General features: G+C 35.7%; 12 protein-coding genes and 1 CRISPR repeat array (1 of these 13 cut by a window edge). Of the genes, 10 read left to right on the forward strand and 2 right to left on the reverse strand.

Annotation, left to right across the window (positions count from 1 at the left end):
* The first annotated feature begins 245 nt into the window (after nucleotides 1-245).
* The 5 genes from DU508_RS15505 (at nucleotide 246) to DU508_RS15525 (ending at nucleotide 7913) form a co-directional block, all read left to right on the forward strand.
* Nucleotides 246-602 carry a response regulator gene (locus tag DU508_RS15505; protein ID WP_115403712.1) on the forward strand — a complete coding sequence of 119 codons (357 nt, stop codon included), beginning with the start codon at nucleotides 246-248 and terminating at the stop codon, nucleotides 600-602.
* 625 nt (nucleotides 603-1227) lie between these two features.
* Nucleotides 1228-2082 (forward strand): HD domain-containing protein, encoded by an 855-nt coding sequence (locus DU508_RS15510; RefSeq protein WP_115403713.1) that lies wholly within the window; start codon nucleotides 1228-1230, stop codon nucleotides 2080-2082.
* Between the two features lie 793 nt (nucleotides 2083-2875).
* Complete coding sequence (locus DU508_RS15515; RefSeq protein WP_115403714.1) at nucleotides 2876-3088, forward strand: hypothetical protein; 213 nt, start codon at nucleotides 2876-2878, stop codon at nucleotides 3086-3088.
* 320 nt (nucleotides 3089-3408) lie between these two features.
* Complete coding sequence (locus tag DU508_RS15520) at nucleotides 3409-6900, forward strand: PKD domain-containing protein (protein ID WP_115403715.1); 3492 nt, start codon at nucleotides 3409-3411, stop codon at nucleotides 6898-6900.
* A gap of 2 nt (nucleotides 6901-6902) precedes the next feature.
* Nucleotides 6903-7913, forward strand: coding sequence for a PorP/SprF family type IX secretion system membrane protein (locus DU508_RS15525; RefSeq protein ID WP_115403716.1), 1011 nt, complete (start codon nucleotides 6903-6905; stop codon nucleotides 7911-7913).
* 43 nt (nucleotides 7914-7956) lie between these two features.
* Here DU508_RS15525 and rpoN read toward each other — a convergent pair whose 3' ends face one another.
* On the reverse strand, nucleotides 7957-9429 hold the full coding sequence (gene rpoN / locus DU508_RS15530) for an RNA polymerase factor sigma-54 (protein WP_115403717.1): 1473 nt from the start codon (nucleotides 9427-9429) through the stop codon (nucleotides 7957-7959).
* Nucleotides 9430-9721: 292 nt separating this feature from the next.
* Here rpoN and mscL point away from each other — a divergent pair, with 292 nt between their 5' ends.
* Nucleotides 9722-10111: a large-conductance mechanosensitive channel protein MscL gene (gene mscL, locus DU508_RS15535; RefSeq protein ID WP_115403718.1), complete on the forward strand. Its 390-nt coding sequence runs from the start codon at nucleotides 9722-9724 to the stop codon at nucleotides 10109-10111.
* Between the two features lie 150 nt (nucleotides 10112-10261).
* On the opposite strand, the gene DU508_RS15540 is transcribed toward mscL, so the two are convergent.
* Nucleotides 10262-11134, reverse strand: a complete 873-nt coding sequence (locus DU508_RS15540; protein ID WP_115403719.1) for a ChaN family lipoprotein — start codon at nucleotides 11132-11134, stop codon at nucleotides 10262-10264.
* Between the two features lie 131 nt (nucleotides 11135-11265).
* Here DU508_RS15540 and DU508_RS15545 point away from each other — a divergent pair, with 131 nt between their 5' ends.
* From DU508_RS15545 to DU508_RS15560, 4 genes are all read left to right on the forward strand, one after another.
* Nucleotides 11266-12036, forward strand: coding sequence for a LiaF transmembrane domain-containing protein (locus DU508_RS15545; RefSeq protein ID WP_115403720.1), 771 nt, complete (start codon nucleotides 11266-11268; stop codon nucleotides 12034-12036).
* 10 nt (nucleotides 12037-12046) lie between these two features.
* The gene (locus tag DU508_RS15550; RefSeq protein ID WP_115403721.1) at nucleotides 12047-12394 is read left to right on the forward strand and encodes a DUF4288 domain-containing protein; all 348 of its coding nucleotides are present in this window, start codon (nucleotides 12047-12049) and stop codon (nucleotides 12392-12394) included.
* A 148-nt stretch (nucleotides 12395-12542) separates the two neighbouring features.
* Nucleotides 12543-13445 carry a sensor histidine kinase gene (locus DU508_RS15555; RefSeq protein WP_233509650.1) on the forward strand — a complete coding sequence of 301 codons (903 nt, stop codon included), beginning with the start codon at nucleotides 12543-12545 and terminating at the stop codon, nucleotides 13443-13445.
* On the forward strand, nucleotides 13423-14157 hold the full coding sequence (locus DU508_RS15560; RefSeq protein ID WP_115403722.1) for a LytR/AlgR family response regulator transcription factor: 735 nt from the start codon (nucleotides 13423-13425) through the stop codon (nucleotides 14155-14157). Before DU508_RS15555 ends, DU508_RS15560 begins: the two co-directional genes overlap by 23 nt.
* A gap of 300 nt (nucleotides 14158-14457) precedes the next feature.
* A CRISPR array of direct repeats spans nucleotides 14458-15857; the repeat unit is 46 nt; unit sequence GTTGTGATTTGCTTTCATTCTTTGAACTACTGATATTTACAACAAC; it runs 3199 nt beyond the window's last position.

The following is a 15857-nucleotide window of genomic DNA, read 5'->3' on the forward strand; positions in this document are numbered from 1 at the left end:
ATGTTAATTAATTGTTATTGAATTGTTTAAGTTTTTTTGTTATTGTTTTGTAGATAAGACGCCGCTACCGGAAAAACGTTGCAAGGCTTTTATCGCTTTTATACCACTCACATGTAATACTCGACGAACGGGCATTAATTCAAGACGAAAACCTGATTTATTTTTACTGATTGTAAAAAAAATCTGAATTTGGCATAGGTTATTCTTTTTTTTTATATTTAGAAAATAATATTCCTATATATTTTATGAAGAAAAAGGTTGTACTTGTTCAGGATAATAAAGATATCTTAGATATCATGGACGAAGTATTGGAGGAGGAGGGTTTTGAGGTTACAGCATCGTTAACCACAGAACCGATTGAGAAAATTGACGAAATCGAACCAGATGTTGTTGTGGTAGATGATCATATTAAAGGAAAAAAGAAAGGATCGGAAGTAATTAAAGAACTGAAATCTGATCCTGAAACTGAAGATGTATCTGCTGTTTTAACCTCTACATCTAATGATTTGCCTCAACAAGCACAAGATTGCAAAGCGGATGATTATATCGAAAAACCATTTGATATTGATCATATGGTTGATGTAGTCAAGAAAAACAGTTGATTTCTTCAATTTTACAAGAAACCAAAGTACATGATTATCCTTGTCTTATCGGTTATATACCTTTTATAGACTCAGCCACTTATCCTAAATGCATTGCCAGATAGGCATTTCTTAATCATATTTTAGCGTGATTTTTGGATGTTACATGCTGGTTATCATTTATTTAATCATCCAAATTATGTAAAACTACCGTCATTGCTGCGAGGTTTTTTTCAAAACCGCGGCAATCTGTCCGTGCGGGGTTTTGTCATTTGCACTATCTGTCATCAACACATCCCCCCATACCAGCAGATTGCTTCAATCCACCGCACAGGCACTTTTCTTCATTCGCAATGACGGGGCTTGGCGGAATCGTTGCTGTAAAGGCTTAAGAGCCAAATCTCAGGTCATTTAGCTTTAAGTTATTTTTTCATGCCTATGAATTAAATGAAACATCGCTCTCTGCGAAGATCAGCATCATTTGAAAGAACTGGTTCTTTACCTCCTACTATACAGTAGTTTTTTAAAAAAAAATTAATCGATTGACAGCTAATTAATTTAGTTATCTGTTGAGATTTAAATTTCTTTTATGCTAAAAATATTAGTATTATTGTTCTGTAAATGGAATAAGTAAAAACACAAAGATATGATCCAGTTAAGCGATTTTTTATATGGTAAAATGGAGTTTTCGCAATTGTTTGCTGATCTTTTAAATACAGATGCTTTAAAAAGGTTGGCTGGCATTCATCAAAGTGGGGCAATTTTTTTAGTCAATCCCGATATTTGCCATTCCCGTTTAGAGCATGCCATTGGAGTAATGATGTTGATCAGGAAATTGGGTGGATCGGAGTTGGAGCAAATTGCCGGTCTATTACATGATATTTCTCATACTGCTTTCTCTCACGTAGGCGATTATGTTTTTGATTATTTGGAAGAAGATTATCATGAAAAAGTTTTTGCTGAAGTTTTATGTAGATCTGAAATTCCTGATGTTTTATTGAAACATGGTTACAGTATAAACCAGATTTTATATGGAACATTTGATATTTTAGAGCAACCTATGCCCTCGCTTTGTGCAGATCGACTTGACTATACTTTACGTGATGGAGTTTATGGAGGCATTATTTCACGTCAACGTGCCCGGGAATTTCTTAATTCAATAGTTTTGAAGGATGGGAAAATTGCCGTAAAAGCAGAAATTGAAGTTGCCTGGATTAATGATGCTTTTGAAAAACTGAATAATGAAATGTTCAAATTGCCACTTCATTTATATGCGAATGGAAAAATGGCAGAACTAATTAAAAAGCTCTTGAACAAAGGAATGCTTGTGGAAAGTGATCTGTTTAAAACTGATACACTTTTGTTGAATAAAATCAGAACTACTTATGCTGGTTATGAAGCCATAAAATCAATAAAACAACTTCGGGGTTTCGCAGAATTTATGCGACATGGAGCCGTGCCCAAAGTAAAATCAAGAACTTTGAGCGCAATGCTGGTTTAAAGTTATTCGTTTTTCTTCTATGGTGCCCCGCCGACCGAAGGCATTTAAATTAAAACCAGTAAACTCCTTTGAAGTAAAATCAAGAACTTTGAGCGCAATGCTGGTTTAAAGTTATTCGTTTTTCTTCTATGGTGTCCCGCCGACTGGAGGCATTTAAATTAAAACCAGTAAACTCCTTTGATTTCGGTTGGTGGGACACCAACCGATAGGTAAAAGAACTTTGAGCGCAATGCTGGTTTAAAGTTATTCGTTTTTCTTCTATGGTGCCCCGCCGACCGAAGGCATTTAAATTAAAACCAGTAAACTCCTTTGAAGTAAAATCAAGAACTTTGAGCGCAATGCTGGTTTAAAGTTATTCGTTTTCTTCTATGGTGCCCCGCCGACCGGAGGTATTTAAATTAAAACCAGTAAACTCCTTTGATTTCGGTTGGTGGGACACCAACCGATAGGTAAAATTGTTATCTGGTCACTAAGGGAAAAATCGGTAGCGGATTATATCATTCTATAGGTATTCAACCTTGACAATCCTTAATGAGCCGCTACCGATCTAGGTAATCTTTTAATCCTAAAATATAAATTCAAATCATATATTTTAGAGAAGCACAAATCTAAAGGACAATTGTTTTTCTTCTATCGGTTGGTGTCCCACCGGACATTAAAAAAGCCAGTAAACTCCTCTAATTTCGTTTGGCGGGACACCAACCAACAGGTAAAAAATTATGATATAGCTGACTAATAATCACTGATTAAAACTTTCCATTACTGAGGGTGTTTTATTTTAAATTAATCTAAAATGAAAAATCAAAAACAAGATCAGCTAAAACAGAAAGCATCATTCACTGAGCAGAATAAAATGAATCCCTCCAAAGGGCTTGACAATTGGAATGATCGTTTGGATGAAAACCTGGAGCCAAAAGATCATAACGATACGCTTGCAGATGATAAGGCTAAAGATTTTTCTGAAAAATTTGGAAGTGGTGATCAGTCAGACGAAATAAATGACTGAATATTTTACCAATGATTTATAATATCTTAAATTAAAGCGGGCTTTATGCCTTTGAATCTTTTTATTTGATTGTTCAAATCAATTATATCGTTTAAATGGGTTAAATACCAATAGATGGTAGTTATAAATAGATTCACTTGCCTTTTTAGATATTCAAATTTTTTTACACAAACCTCTTTCTTTATTACACGAAATAAAGTTTTTGCGCTTTTTTAATTGTTAATTTTTGTGAAAGATATTTTCTTGTATATTAGAAATAGTATATTGCATATCTATTTTTGATATAAAATGTGCAACAATTCTCAATTAGGCTAATAGCAATGAAGCGGGCCGGATTATTAGCTTTAATTATATTTTTATCGGTTTCATTACGTTCTTTTGCTCAAAATGTTTCTAATGAAGGGACCGATTTTTGGGCTGTTTTTCCTACGCATGTTCCTGCTCAGAACAGTTTGGCAAATATTGCAGTATTTGTTACATCTAAATTTAAAACCCAGGTAACGGTAAGTTGTGGAGCATGGTCTCAATTAAAAGAAATTCCAGCTAATACAGCAATTCAATTTGATGTTCCCAGAGCTTCTGCTTATATAGAGGATTATGAATCAAACACTAATCTTATCAACCGGGCAATCCGGATCAAAGTAACCGATGGTTTACCAAAGGTTTCTGCATATGCTCATATTTATGGCAGGGCAAGGTCTGCAGCATCGTTAATTCTTCCCTTTGAAACACTGGGACAAACCTATTATTCAATGAATTATACCCAATCTTTTGAGGGTAAAAATTATCTGGCAATAGTTGCGGCAGAAGATAATACCAGTGTTTTGATTCATGATAAGGCAGGAAACGTGATTCCTGTTACGCTCGCTAATGCTGGAGATGTGTATGAGTATATGGCTGGCAGCAGCGACTTAACCGGTGTTTATGTAGAAACCGATCCTGCAAAATCATCATGCAAAAGATTTGCTGCTTTTTCAGGAACATCAGTTGTAATGATAGGAGGGTGTACCGGATCTCAGGATCCTTTATATCAGCAACTTTATCCAACGGTAAGCTGGGGGCGTAATTATGGCGTGGTTCCTTTTAAGGATAGAAGGTATATTTTGAGAATTCTTGCGCAAGAAGATAATACTACAGTTAATTATAATGGTATTTATATTACTTTAAATAAAGGGCAATTTCATGAAAGTGGTTTTTTAGCGCAGTCAACATTCGTATCAGCCGATAAATTAATTAGTGTTGCCCAATATTCCTTAACCCAAAATTGTTCATCGGCAACGGGGGGAGCAATTATAGGTGATCCGGAAATGGTCATGTTAAATCCTGTTGAATTTAGTATCAAAGCGGTCACTGTGTTTTCTTCTGATCTGGAAGCTATTGTAGATAAATATATCAATATCCTGATCAGAAGTAATAAGGTTAATACTTTTAAAATCAATGGGGTGGCTCCATCTGTAAACTGGTCGACCCTGGTGGGGAATGGTTCCTATTCTTATGCTCAGATTCCCGTTTCGGCAGCCAGTTTAACTTTAACTGCCGATGATGGTTTTAATGCCATTGCTTATGGTTTTGGTCAGGCAGAATCCTATTCTTACTCTGCAGGAACAAATTTATCATCAAATAATTATTTAACTGTAGTTGATGAAATCAGAAATGAAGAGAATCCTAATGGATGTATAGGACAAACTGTGGATTTTAAGGTTAATCTGCCTTACCAGCCTGACCGAATAACGTGGACCCTGGAAGGGGGCAATCCGGAAGTTGTTAACAATCCGGTTCCTGAAATTAAAAACGTGAATGGCCAAACGATTTATGTTTACCGCTATCCGGTAAGCAAAACTTATACAACAACAGGTGAGTATCACCTTGAAGTTGTGGCGCATGTTCCGATCACGTCTAATTGTACCACAGGGGATATAACAACCAATTATGTCTTTAACATTTATAATCTACCCACTACAGATTTTGAAACTCAATTGAGCAGCTGTGCAAATTCGGAAGTGATATTTACCGATAAAAGCAATGCTAACACCCCTGATTTTTCTATTACGAACTGGCTATGGGATTTTGGAGATGGAAGTACTTCTACTGATCAGAATCCAAAACATAAATTTGCAAAAGAAGGTAAATATAAGGTGCTGTTATCAGTTAAATCTGGTACAGGCTGCTATTCTGATCCTGTTGAAAAGGAAATAGAAATATATCCGTTGCCAGAATCGAACTTCAAAGCACCTGCAGAAACCTGTGTGAATACTGAAGTGGCCATTCAAGATTTATCAACCATCAGCAAGTCGATTTCGGCCCATTCAATAAAAGGATGGAAATGGGATTTTGGCGATCAGACGGCAGTATCAAATGAGCAAAATCCAAAACATATTTATACTAAAGCCGGAACTTATACCATCACTCTGGTAACTACTTCAGAAAAAGATTGTGTAAGTCCTGAAAAAAAATGGGATATTGTGGTGACCAATTTACCACAAGCAAATTTTACCATGCCTGATTTTTGTTTAAAAGATGCTGTTGCCACTTTTGTAAATACTGCTGTTAACGTGAGTGGTACTGATGATGGCTTAACTTACCAATGGGATTTTGGAGATAAGTACTTAGGAGCTGCAGAACGGGCTAAAAATATTTCGAATCAAAAGGATGGTGTACATACTTATACTGTGGCCGATCACTATGAAGTTACCTTAACCATTACCAATTCGAATGGCTGTGTAAATGTAAAAAAACAGCAATTTACTGTGAATGGTTCTGTTCCAAAAGCAGATTTTGAAATTCTGGCAGATAATTCTTTTTGCAGTAATTCATTGGTGTCTATAAAAAATACTTCCACTGTAGATTTTGGAAACATTACCAAGATTGAGGTTTATCAGGATAACATAAACCATCCGGAGCGTTTTCAAACCTTTAATTTCCCAATTCCCGAGCAAATAGATTTGGAATATACCCCCTTTGGAACACCATATACCAGAGATTATCAAATTAAGGTTGTTGCTTACTCGGGCGGAAAATGTGCTGATTTTATCACAAAAACGGTTACCTTAAAAGCATCAGCTATACTAACTGCCGATGAAATTTTGCCGGTTTGTGAAAATGATGGCAGTATTATCATTAAACAGTTTCATGAAATTTCGGGAATAGCCGGCGATGGAGGTATTTACACCAGCGATGGAAAAGGAATGCAGACTAACGGGACCTTTAATCCAAAAATTGCCGGAGTAGGGCCGCATAACATTACCTATACTTTTACAGCTGACAACGGGTGCAAAACTTCTTTAACCAAATCTATATTTGTTAACAAATCGCCGGTTGTTAATGTAGAACCAGTTGTTTATATATTGGCTGGTGGAGAGATTAAGATTCCCACGGTGGCAGAAGGTAATGGATTGTCATATGAATGGACGCCGACAACAGGATTGAGCAATAGTAAAATTCTAAATCCCATTGCAACACCAGATCAAGATATGGAGTACACTTTAACTGTAACCACAAACCCTGAAGGATGCAAAGCCGTAACACATGTTTCCGTAAAAGTTTTACAAGCTTTAATTCCGTCAAATGCTTTTACACCAAACGGAGATAATATTAATGATGTTTGGATCATACAGCATTTAGAGTCATATCCTAACGCTACCGTTGAGGTTTTCAACAGAAATGGAAACCGGGTTTTCTTTAGCAATGGATATAAAATTCCATTTGATGGTAATTTTCAAAATGAACCACTTCCTGTGGGCGTTTATTACTATATTATCAACCCAAGAAATGGAAGAAAAATTGTAACCGGACCTCTCACTATAATCAGATAAAATTGAAAAAGTACATCCTTATATTAGCTATTCTTATTTCAACAAAGCTTTTTTCACAACAGAAGCCGCAGTATACACAATATATTTTTAACCAATATTTGTTAAATCCGGCGCTTTCAGGCATTGAAAATTATATAGATTTCAAAGCCGGTTATAGAAAACAATGGTCGGGAATAACCGATGCCCCTCAAACATCGTTTGTTTCGGCACACTGGGCATTGGGTGATAATCAATTGTGGAGTAATGCTTTAACATCTTTTCCTGAGCAAACAGGTAATCCTATGGACAGGAATTATATGCAGAATTACATGTCATCTCCATCGCATCATGGAATGGGCGTAACTGCAGTTTTGGATAAAACAGGCCCAATTAAGCGATTGGATGCGAATGTTACTTACGCCTATCATTTGCAGTTAAGTAATAATTTTAATTTATCTGCTGGAATTGCTGCGGGCTTATCCAGCATTTCGTTAGATATTAATGCACTAACTTTTGAAAACCCATACGAGCCTTCTTTAAGCAGGGCCTTAACCAATCAGGTTAAGCCAGATTTAAGCGTAGGTTTATGGTTATACGGTGCCAGGATGTTCGCAGGAATATCTGCTCAGCAGATTTTATCTCAGAAATTAAGTTTCTCAGGGGATAATAGTTATAACCAGGGAAAAGAGGTTCCACATGTTTTTGCTACCGCAGGTTATAAATTTTTCTTTGACGATGAAATTGCGGCTATTCCATCCATTATGGTTAAATATGTTCAACCAAGTCCTGTTTCGGTAGATTTAAACATGAAAATAGCGTTTAAAGATAAGGTGTGGTTAGGTGGAAGTTATCGTAAAGATGATTCGTTTTCAGCAATGGCCGGCTTTAATATCGGTAAAATGGTTAACCTGACTTATTCATACGACTTTACCACTTCCGATCTCAATCAAGTGAGTAATGGCAGCCACGAGATTGTATTGGGATTGTTATTGAACAATATTTATAAGGTTCCTTCTTATATCAGAATGTGGTAATGCCCTGAAAACTGTTAACTGAAAACTGCTGACTGAAAACTGTTTAAAGCTCTTTTCTCAATCTGGCTACAGGAATATTCATTTGCTCTCTGTATTTTGCAACTGTTCTTCTGGCAATATTGTAACCTCTTTCTTTTAAGATATCCGTTAGCTTTTCATCGGCAAGCGGTTTGCGTTTATCTTCTTTACCGATACAATCTTCTAAAATCTTTTTAACTTCTTTATTTGATACTTCCTCTCCATTTTCGGTTTGAATAGCCTCAGAGAAGAAAGATTTAAGCAAGAATGTGCCAAATTCTGTTTGCACATATTTTGAATTTGCTACCCTTGATACGGTTGAAATATCCATATCAATTTTATCAGCAATATCCTTTAAAATCATTGGGCGCATTTTGCGCTCATCGGCAGTTAAAAAGTATTCATACTGATAATGCATAATGGCATTCATTGTTTTAAGCAAGGTTTGTTGCCTTTGCTTAATCGCATCGATAAACCATTTTGCAGAGTCGAGTTTTTGCTTAACAAATTGAACAGCTTCCTTAAGTTTTTTATCTTTTGATGATGCTTTATCATAATGCTCAAACATTTCCTGATAAGATCTGCTTACTTTCAGTTCAGGTGCGTTTTTTGAGTTAAGTGTCAGAATTAAAACACCATCATTATTACTGATATGAAAATCGGGAATAATTTGCATTTGCTTAGTGGTAACCTGGTTTGCATCACCCGGTTTTGGATTTAAACGCAAAATTTCATTAACCACTTCTTTAAGTTCTTCGCTGTCTAAGCCTAAGCTTTTTTCCAGTTTATCGTAATGTTTTCTGGTAAATTCATCCAAATAGTTTTCTACAACATTCATTGCTTTTACTATAATTGGATTATTCGGGTCTTTCCTTTTGAGCTGGATGAGCAAGCACTCTTTAAGGTCTCTGGCCCCGATGCCTGGAGGGTCAAAGCTTTGAATCAGTTTCAGCATTTCCAAAACATCTTCTTCTTCCACCATAACATTTTGAGAGAAGGCCAAATCATCAATCATTGAGCCTAATGGACGGCGTAGATACCCATCATCATCTAAACTGCCAATAATTTGCTTTCCAATAATAAAATCCTGATCGGATAGCGGAATGAGATCCAATTGCTCCTGCAAGCTTTCAAAAAAAGTACTTTCTATGGCAATGGGAGTTTCTTTTTTCTCTTCATCATCATCGCCATTGTTGTAATTGGTGCTATAATCATTTGTGTTGTCATCCTGCAGATAGTCATCTACATTAAACTCATCCATGCTGCTATCTTCAGAAGGACCTTCAAAATCATCAGCACTATCGTTTAAATCGTCATATTCGCTTTTAGGTTCATCCTGAGTCATTAAACTTGGATCCTCTAAAGCAGGATTATCTTCCAACTCTTCTTTAATTCTTGTATCTAAAGCAACGGTTGGCACCTGCAACAATTTTATGAATTGTATTTGTTGTGGTGATAACTTCTGTAATAACTTTTGTTGTAAGTGTTGCTTTAGCATATTTTTTTATAAGAATTGGAGCAAAAATAAACAATTCATTTCAGATATTCTTTTGAATTAATCTAAATGCTTTATGAAACTGTTCAAATTCAATCAAGATTTTATGGGTCAGGATAAACTGATCAGGAACATCTGCACGTACTCCAGTAGCTGTCAATAAGACAGTTATCAATAAAAATTAAGTGAATTTAAACAGTGCCTATATGCCCGGTTTTAAATTATTTGCTAAACATTTGTATTCAATTTAATGTTTGCTACATTCGTAAATAAATCAAACTAAAACTTAAAGATTATGGGATTTATAAAAGAATTTAAGGAATTTGCGGTTAAGGGCAATGTTCTTGACCTGGCTGTCGGTGTAATCATTGGCGCTGCTTTTGGTAAAATTGTGAGCTCTTTAGTGGAAGATATTATTACTCCTGCCGTACTTGGCCCGGCATTAAGTGCGGCTGGCCTTGAAGATTTAAGTAAACTTACCATTCCCGGAACGGCGATCAAGTATGGTAACTTTCTTTCTCAGGTTATTTCATTTATTATTGTTGCATTTGTTTTGTTTATCATTATCAAAGCTGCTAACAATTTAAAGAAAAAAGAAGTGATAGTAGTTGTTGCTCCACCTGAACCTACAAAAGAAGAAGTTCTTTTAACTGAAATAAGAGATTTATTAAAAGCAAAAGCATAAAATTATACCATACATATTTATGGTAATAAGTTGTATCCAGTGAAATCAAAAGGCAATTTTCAAATTGAAAATTGTCTTTTTTTTATCTTTTTGAAGAGAACTCAATATTTTTTCACAACGTGATTTCAATCAGTGAGGTAATCTCTTTTTTTAAAAACTTCTTTTAATTTTTGGATCGGTAATGATAACGTAATCACCCAGATTCGTGAATTTCTCCCAATCGGGATTTTCAAAATCTTCGTTGCTAAAAGCAGATATATTTAAGATCTTCAAATTGGGTGCATATTTCTGAAGTTTAGCCAGCGTGCCCAGTTTTTCGTCGCTGTGGAAACGACCGTTTAACTGCAAAACCTTCATTCCCTTGTTGGCTTTTGCAAACTTCGCAATTGACCAGGCCATGGTTGCATCCCAAAAATTTTGAGTTTGATAAACTTTCATGCCACCCATACTGTGGCCGCCTAATAAATCAGTAAACTTTTCATCGTATCTGCCAGTGGCGGTATCAATGGGAAGTGGGGGTAGAATACTTAATGATGATTTGGGAAAGTTTTTCAGGATCTCCAAGCCACCTTTAGTAACTGCATTGCTATAACGGGTTGCTGCGTTTGCGGCAATTACATTAAGTTTATTTGCTTTTGCATATTCAAGCAGCGGTTTATAATCAACATAGTTAGACCAGGCTCTGCCTTCTTTTATGAAGTTCTTTTCTGAGATTAAATCTGCCAGATATTCATCAACAACGGGTTGGGTATCGGTATGGAACATTTCCAAACTTAGTGCAGCTTTTTGAGGGAATTTTTCATTAAGTTTTTTAAAAATTGTGGCTTCTAAAACATGACCGATAGAATCATTATGTTCTTCTCCAAAAAATAGCACATCTGCATTTCTCATGTCAGAAATGATGTCATCCAATACTATTTTTTTTTGCTTTTTTACATCGTAAATTTTATAATGTGGGCTCACATCCTGAGCCAATGCGTTAATTGAGAAGATAGCGCAAATCGTAAATAGTAAATATTTCATGGGCTCAAAATAAGAAAATATTCTTCACCGATGAAATGATGTCGCTTACCGCCTTTTGGCTAATTTTTATAGGTTTATTATCTGTCAACCCCGGTATTATAAATACTTTTGGTTATTAAATCATTCAACACATGGAAAATCTCAATGATAATCATCACGTAAAAAACTCAGGCAGGGTTTGGAGCGGTTCAATTATATTAATTATCGGACTGGCATTTTTGCTCGATAATATGGGCTTAGATATCCCACACTGGATATTTAGTTTCTGGACATTTTTAATCGCACTAGGTGCATTTATAGGCTTTAGACGTAATTTTAGGGGAGTCGGTTGGCTGATTCTGATTTTAATAGGCGTTTACCAAACCATTGATAATATCGGTTTTGATTTCGATATATCTAAATATGCACTTGGTTTCGGGCTTGTAATCATCGGCGGTTTTTTAATTTTAAGGCCAAGAGGATCTTTTAGAGATAAAAAAGCATTTAAAGATAGTGTGAAAAGCGAGTTCGGTATGGGGCGGGACAGCGGTAATTTCAAAACTGCTGATACAAATGCAAATAATAACGATGTTATTGATGTAACGGCTGTATTCGGGGGATCTAATCAAACCGTTTATTCTAAAAATTTTAAAGGTGGAGATATTACCGCTGTATTTGGAGGCGCGGATATCCTGATGACCCAGGCAGATTTTACAGAAAATGTTTCGCTGGACGTGACTGCTATTTTTGGTGGCATTAAATTAATTGTTCCACCAAACTGGGCAATAAAATCGAACGTTACTGCAATATTTGGAAGTGTAGAGGATAAAAGAGGACATATGCTTCCCATAGACCAGATGCAGAAAACATTGGTTTTAGATGGTACAGTACTTTTTGGAGGGATTGAGGTTAAAAGTTTTTAAAAACTGAGCGATGAAATGGTTTGCAATTAATCTTATTTATCAAGTGATTAGTGGCGAGGGGAAACACTCGCCACAATTTAATGAGCAAACACGCTTAATAAAAGCTGCAGATAGTTTTAATGCTATTAGAAAAGCACAACAAAATGCCGGGAAATTTAATTTACCAATCAAAAATAGTGCAGGCGATTTAGTGGTATGGAAGTTTGTTGCTATTGGTGGAATTTTGGCGGTAGATGAGCCAGCAGATGGAGTTGAGGTAAATTCTAAAATAATAGAACCTGAATCATCCAAAACTTATCTGGCAAAACTAAAACACAGAAATAAATCATTAACTAATCTAAAACGCCTTGACAACTAGACCTCTATCCATACCCCAAATACAAAAAACATCACTCGCAATTGCGATTGCCTGGCTTCTTTTGTGTGCTGTCGGTTTACATTATGTTGTAAATTTTTCATGGCTAATCTCGTTCGCTGATAGCTTTGTAAATAACTTTTTACTCATTATGGCATGTATAGGCATCAGCAATATGCTGGGTTATTATCAGCCAAAAAATGAGCGTATTTTATATGTGCTCATTATTACTTTGGCGCTAACATTTGTTATTGTGTTTGCTGCCAAATACACAATGCTCTATATATTTGCCGATTACAAAGAATACAAAGATTTTTATAATTTTTCTTTTGCCTTTCGTGGTTTAATTTCTTTCATGTGTTTAGGATGGTGTGCATTGGCCAATATTTTATGGTACAGATTGGAAGAACAATCAGAAACCCATGAAAGACTCTCAGCTGCTAAAAACCTTGCTAAAGAAGCAGAATTGAATAAATTACGTCATCAATTGCAACCACATTTCTTGTTTAACAGTTTAAATTCGGTGTTTGCGCTCACTATGGTCAACCCTAAAGAAGCAGGAGTGATGATTACCAAGTTAGCATCTTTTCTTCGGGGAACGTTAAAGCGTGATGATGAATTATGGGTTTCAGTTGAGGAGGAAATGGAGTATATTCAACTCTATCTCGATATAGAAAAAGTGCGTTTTAGCCACAGGTTAAACATAGAAGTTAATGTTGCAGATGATACCTTAAACCTTTGTTTGCCCGGAACCTTGTTGCAGCCAATTGTAGAAAATGCAATTAAGTTTGGTTTGTACAATACCTCATCCGCAATTACCATCAAAATTGATGTAACGGTAGACCGAAATATTTTAGCGTTGCGCGTTCAAAATCCATTCGATCCGGAAATGAAAGCTGCAGGCGGAACAGGGTTTGGCTTAAGTGCCATTAAACGCAGGTTATATTTATTATTTGCCAACCCGCATTTGTTACAGACCGAAATTGAGGCAAATAATTTATATATTACCACCCTAAAAATTCCACAAAAAAATGATCAGAACGATACTAATTGATGATGAACCTTTAGCCAGAGATATTGTTAAATTTTATCTTTCCAATCATCCTGAAATAGAGGTGGTTGCTGAATGTTGTGATGGTTTTGAAGGGTTAAAAGCCATCACTTTACATAAACCTGATCTCATTTTTTTAGATATTCAAATGCCTAAAATCAGCGGTTTTGAAATGCTCGAACTGGTAGAGGATAAACCTGCTGTAATTTTTACTACTGCTTTTGATGAGTATGCCATTAAAGCATTTGAAGTTAATGCAGTAGATTATTTACTTAAACCTATTGATAAAGGCCGCTTTGATGCCGCCATTAAAAAGCTTCCGACAAGATTAAATCAAACCGAAAATACAGAAGCTGTATTGGATGCGGCAGCATTGAGCCCGGCCCAAAACAATAGAGTAGTGGTTAAAAAAGATGGAGTAATTAAGATTATACCAACTGTCGATATCAATTACCTGGAAGCTGATGATGATTATGTGAAATTAAGCACTGCTGATGGTGCTTTCTATAAAAACAAAACCATGGCTTATTTTGAACAAACTTTAGATGCAAGCCAGTTTATCCGCATTCACCGTTCTTACATCATTAATCTGGCTCAGGTAACTAAAATCGAGTTAAAGGAAAAAGATAGTTATGTCGTGTTGCTTAAATCAGATATTTGGTTGCCCGTAAGTAAAACTGGTTATGTGAAACTGAAAGCCGCTTTAGGTTTGTAATCTTTTTTTTGAAAAGCAATTCACTGCTGAGATTATTGTTCATCCTGTTTTTTGTTGCAATCTTTTTGTGATTGTTGAATTGGTAATGAATGTTTCTTCAGCAAAAAGGAATTTTCACGTCAACCAGGTTTATGTAACTCCGGTAAATTTAAGAGCCGTTCGCCCTGCTTGAACTGTGGTATTTGAAAGATGCTAATTGAATTTTAACTTTCCTTAGTATCATTTCCTATGCCAGCGAATGGGTAACGAGGATTTGTTTTAGGCAAGGCGCATAGTACACTAGGAATACATACCTACGTGGTTGTGATTTGCTTTCATTCTTTGAACTACTGATATTTACAACAACTTGACCCTGCGATCACCCGCGCTTTGCTCTGGTTGTGATTTGCTTTCATTCTTTGAACTACTGATATTTACAACAACAACAGCGCTGTTTTAGTTGATTACCTAGTGTTGTGATTTGCTTTCATTCTTTGAGCTACTGATATTTACAACAACTCGTTTACACTATACTTACACCAGAAAAGTGTTGTGATTTGCTTTCATTCTTTGAACTACTGATATTTACAACAACGATGTGATGTCTGGATTGAAGATAAAAGCTGTTGTGATTTGCTTTCATTCTTTGAACTACTGATATTTACAACAACAGGAAGCATTCACATGAGTAGTGAACTGCCGTTGTGATTTGCTTTCATTCTTTGAACTACTGATATTTACAACAACCATGATCAATATCAAGTATGATGTTGCCATGTTGTGATTTGCTTTCATTCTTTGAACTACTGATATTTACAACAACGTCGCAGTACGAAGAGAAAGCCGTAACAGGGTTGTGATTTGCTTTCATTCTTTGAACTACTGATATTTACAACAACATAGATCTTCTGTTAGCTCGCATGCGATGCGTTGTGATTTGCTTTCATTCTTTGAACTACTGATATTTACAACAACCTTATGAATTACGCTGCGGCATTTAAACTGGTTGTGATTTGCTTTCATTCTTTGAACTACTGATATTTACAACAACAACTCTTTTCTGAAAGCATGACTATAAGGTGTTGTGATTTGCTTTCATTCTTTGAACTACTGATATTTACAACAACGTTATCAATAGTGATTGGAAACATACACTGGTTGTGATTTGCTTTCATTCTTTGAACTACTGATATTTACAACAACAATGTATTGACCAACCTTGTAAGTCATTTGGTTGTGATTTGCTTTCATTCTTTGAACTACTGATATTTACAACAACCGAAAGATGATTTGGCATCTGCATGAATAGGTTGTGATTTGCTTTCATTCTTTGAACTACTGATATTTACAACAACAATGAAACGTGATTTCCTTAAGGCAGTTCCGTTGTGATTTGCTTTCATTCTTTGAACTACTGATATTTACAACAACAACTTTCGTTGAACCTTTCCCTTCAGACGAGTTGTGATTTGCTTTCATTCTTTGAACTACTGATATTTACAACAACCAGGCCTTTTTTACAGTAGATCAATGCATCGTTGTGATTTGCTTTCATTCTTTGAACTACTGATATTTACAACAACTGGCCTTTTCAGCGGAAAACATCAGGTTGGGTTGTGATTTGCTTTCATTCTTTGAACTACTGATATTTACAACAACTTCTAAGTCTAATGCGGTTGCGATGCTTTCGTTGTGATTTGCTTTCATTCTTTGAACTACTG

This window comes from Pedobacter chinensis (genome assembly GCF_003339865.1).
Classification (GTDB): domain Bacteria; phylum Bacteroidota; class Bacteroidia; order Sphingobacteriales; family Sphingobacteriaceae; genus Pedobacter; species Pedobacter chinensis.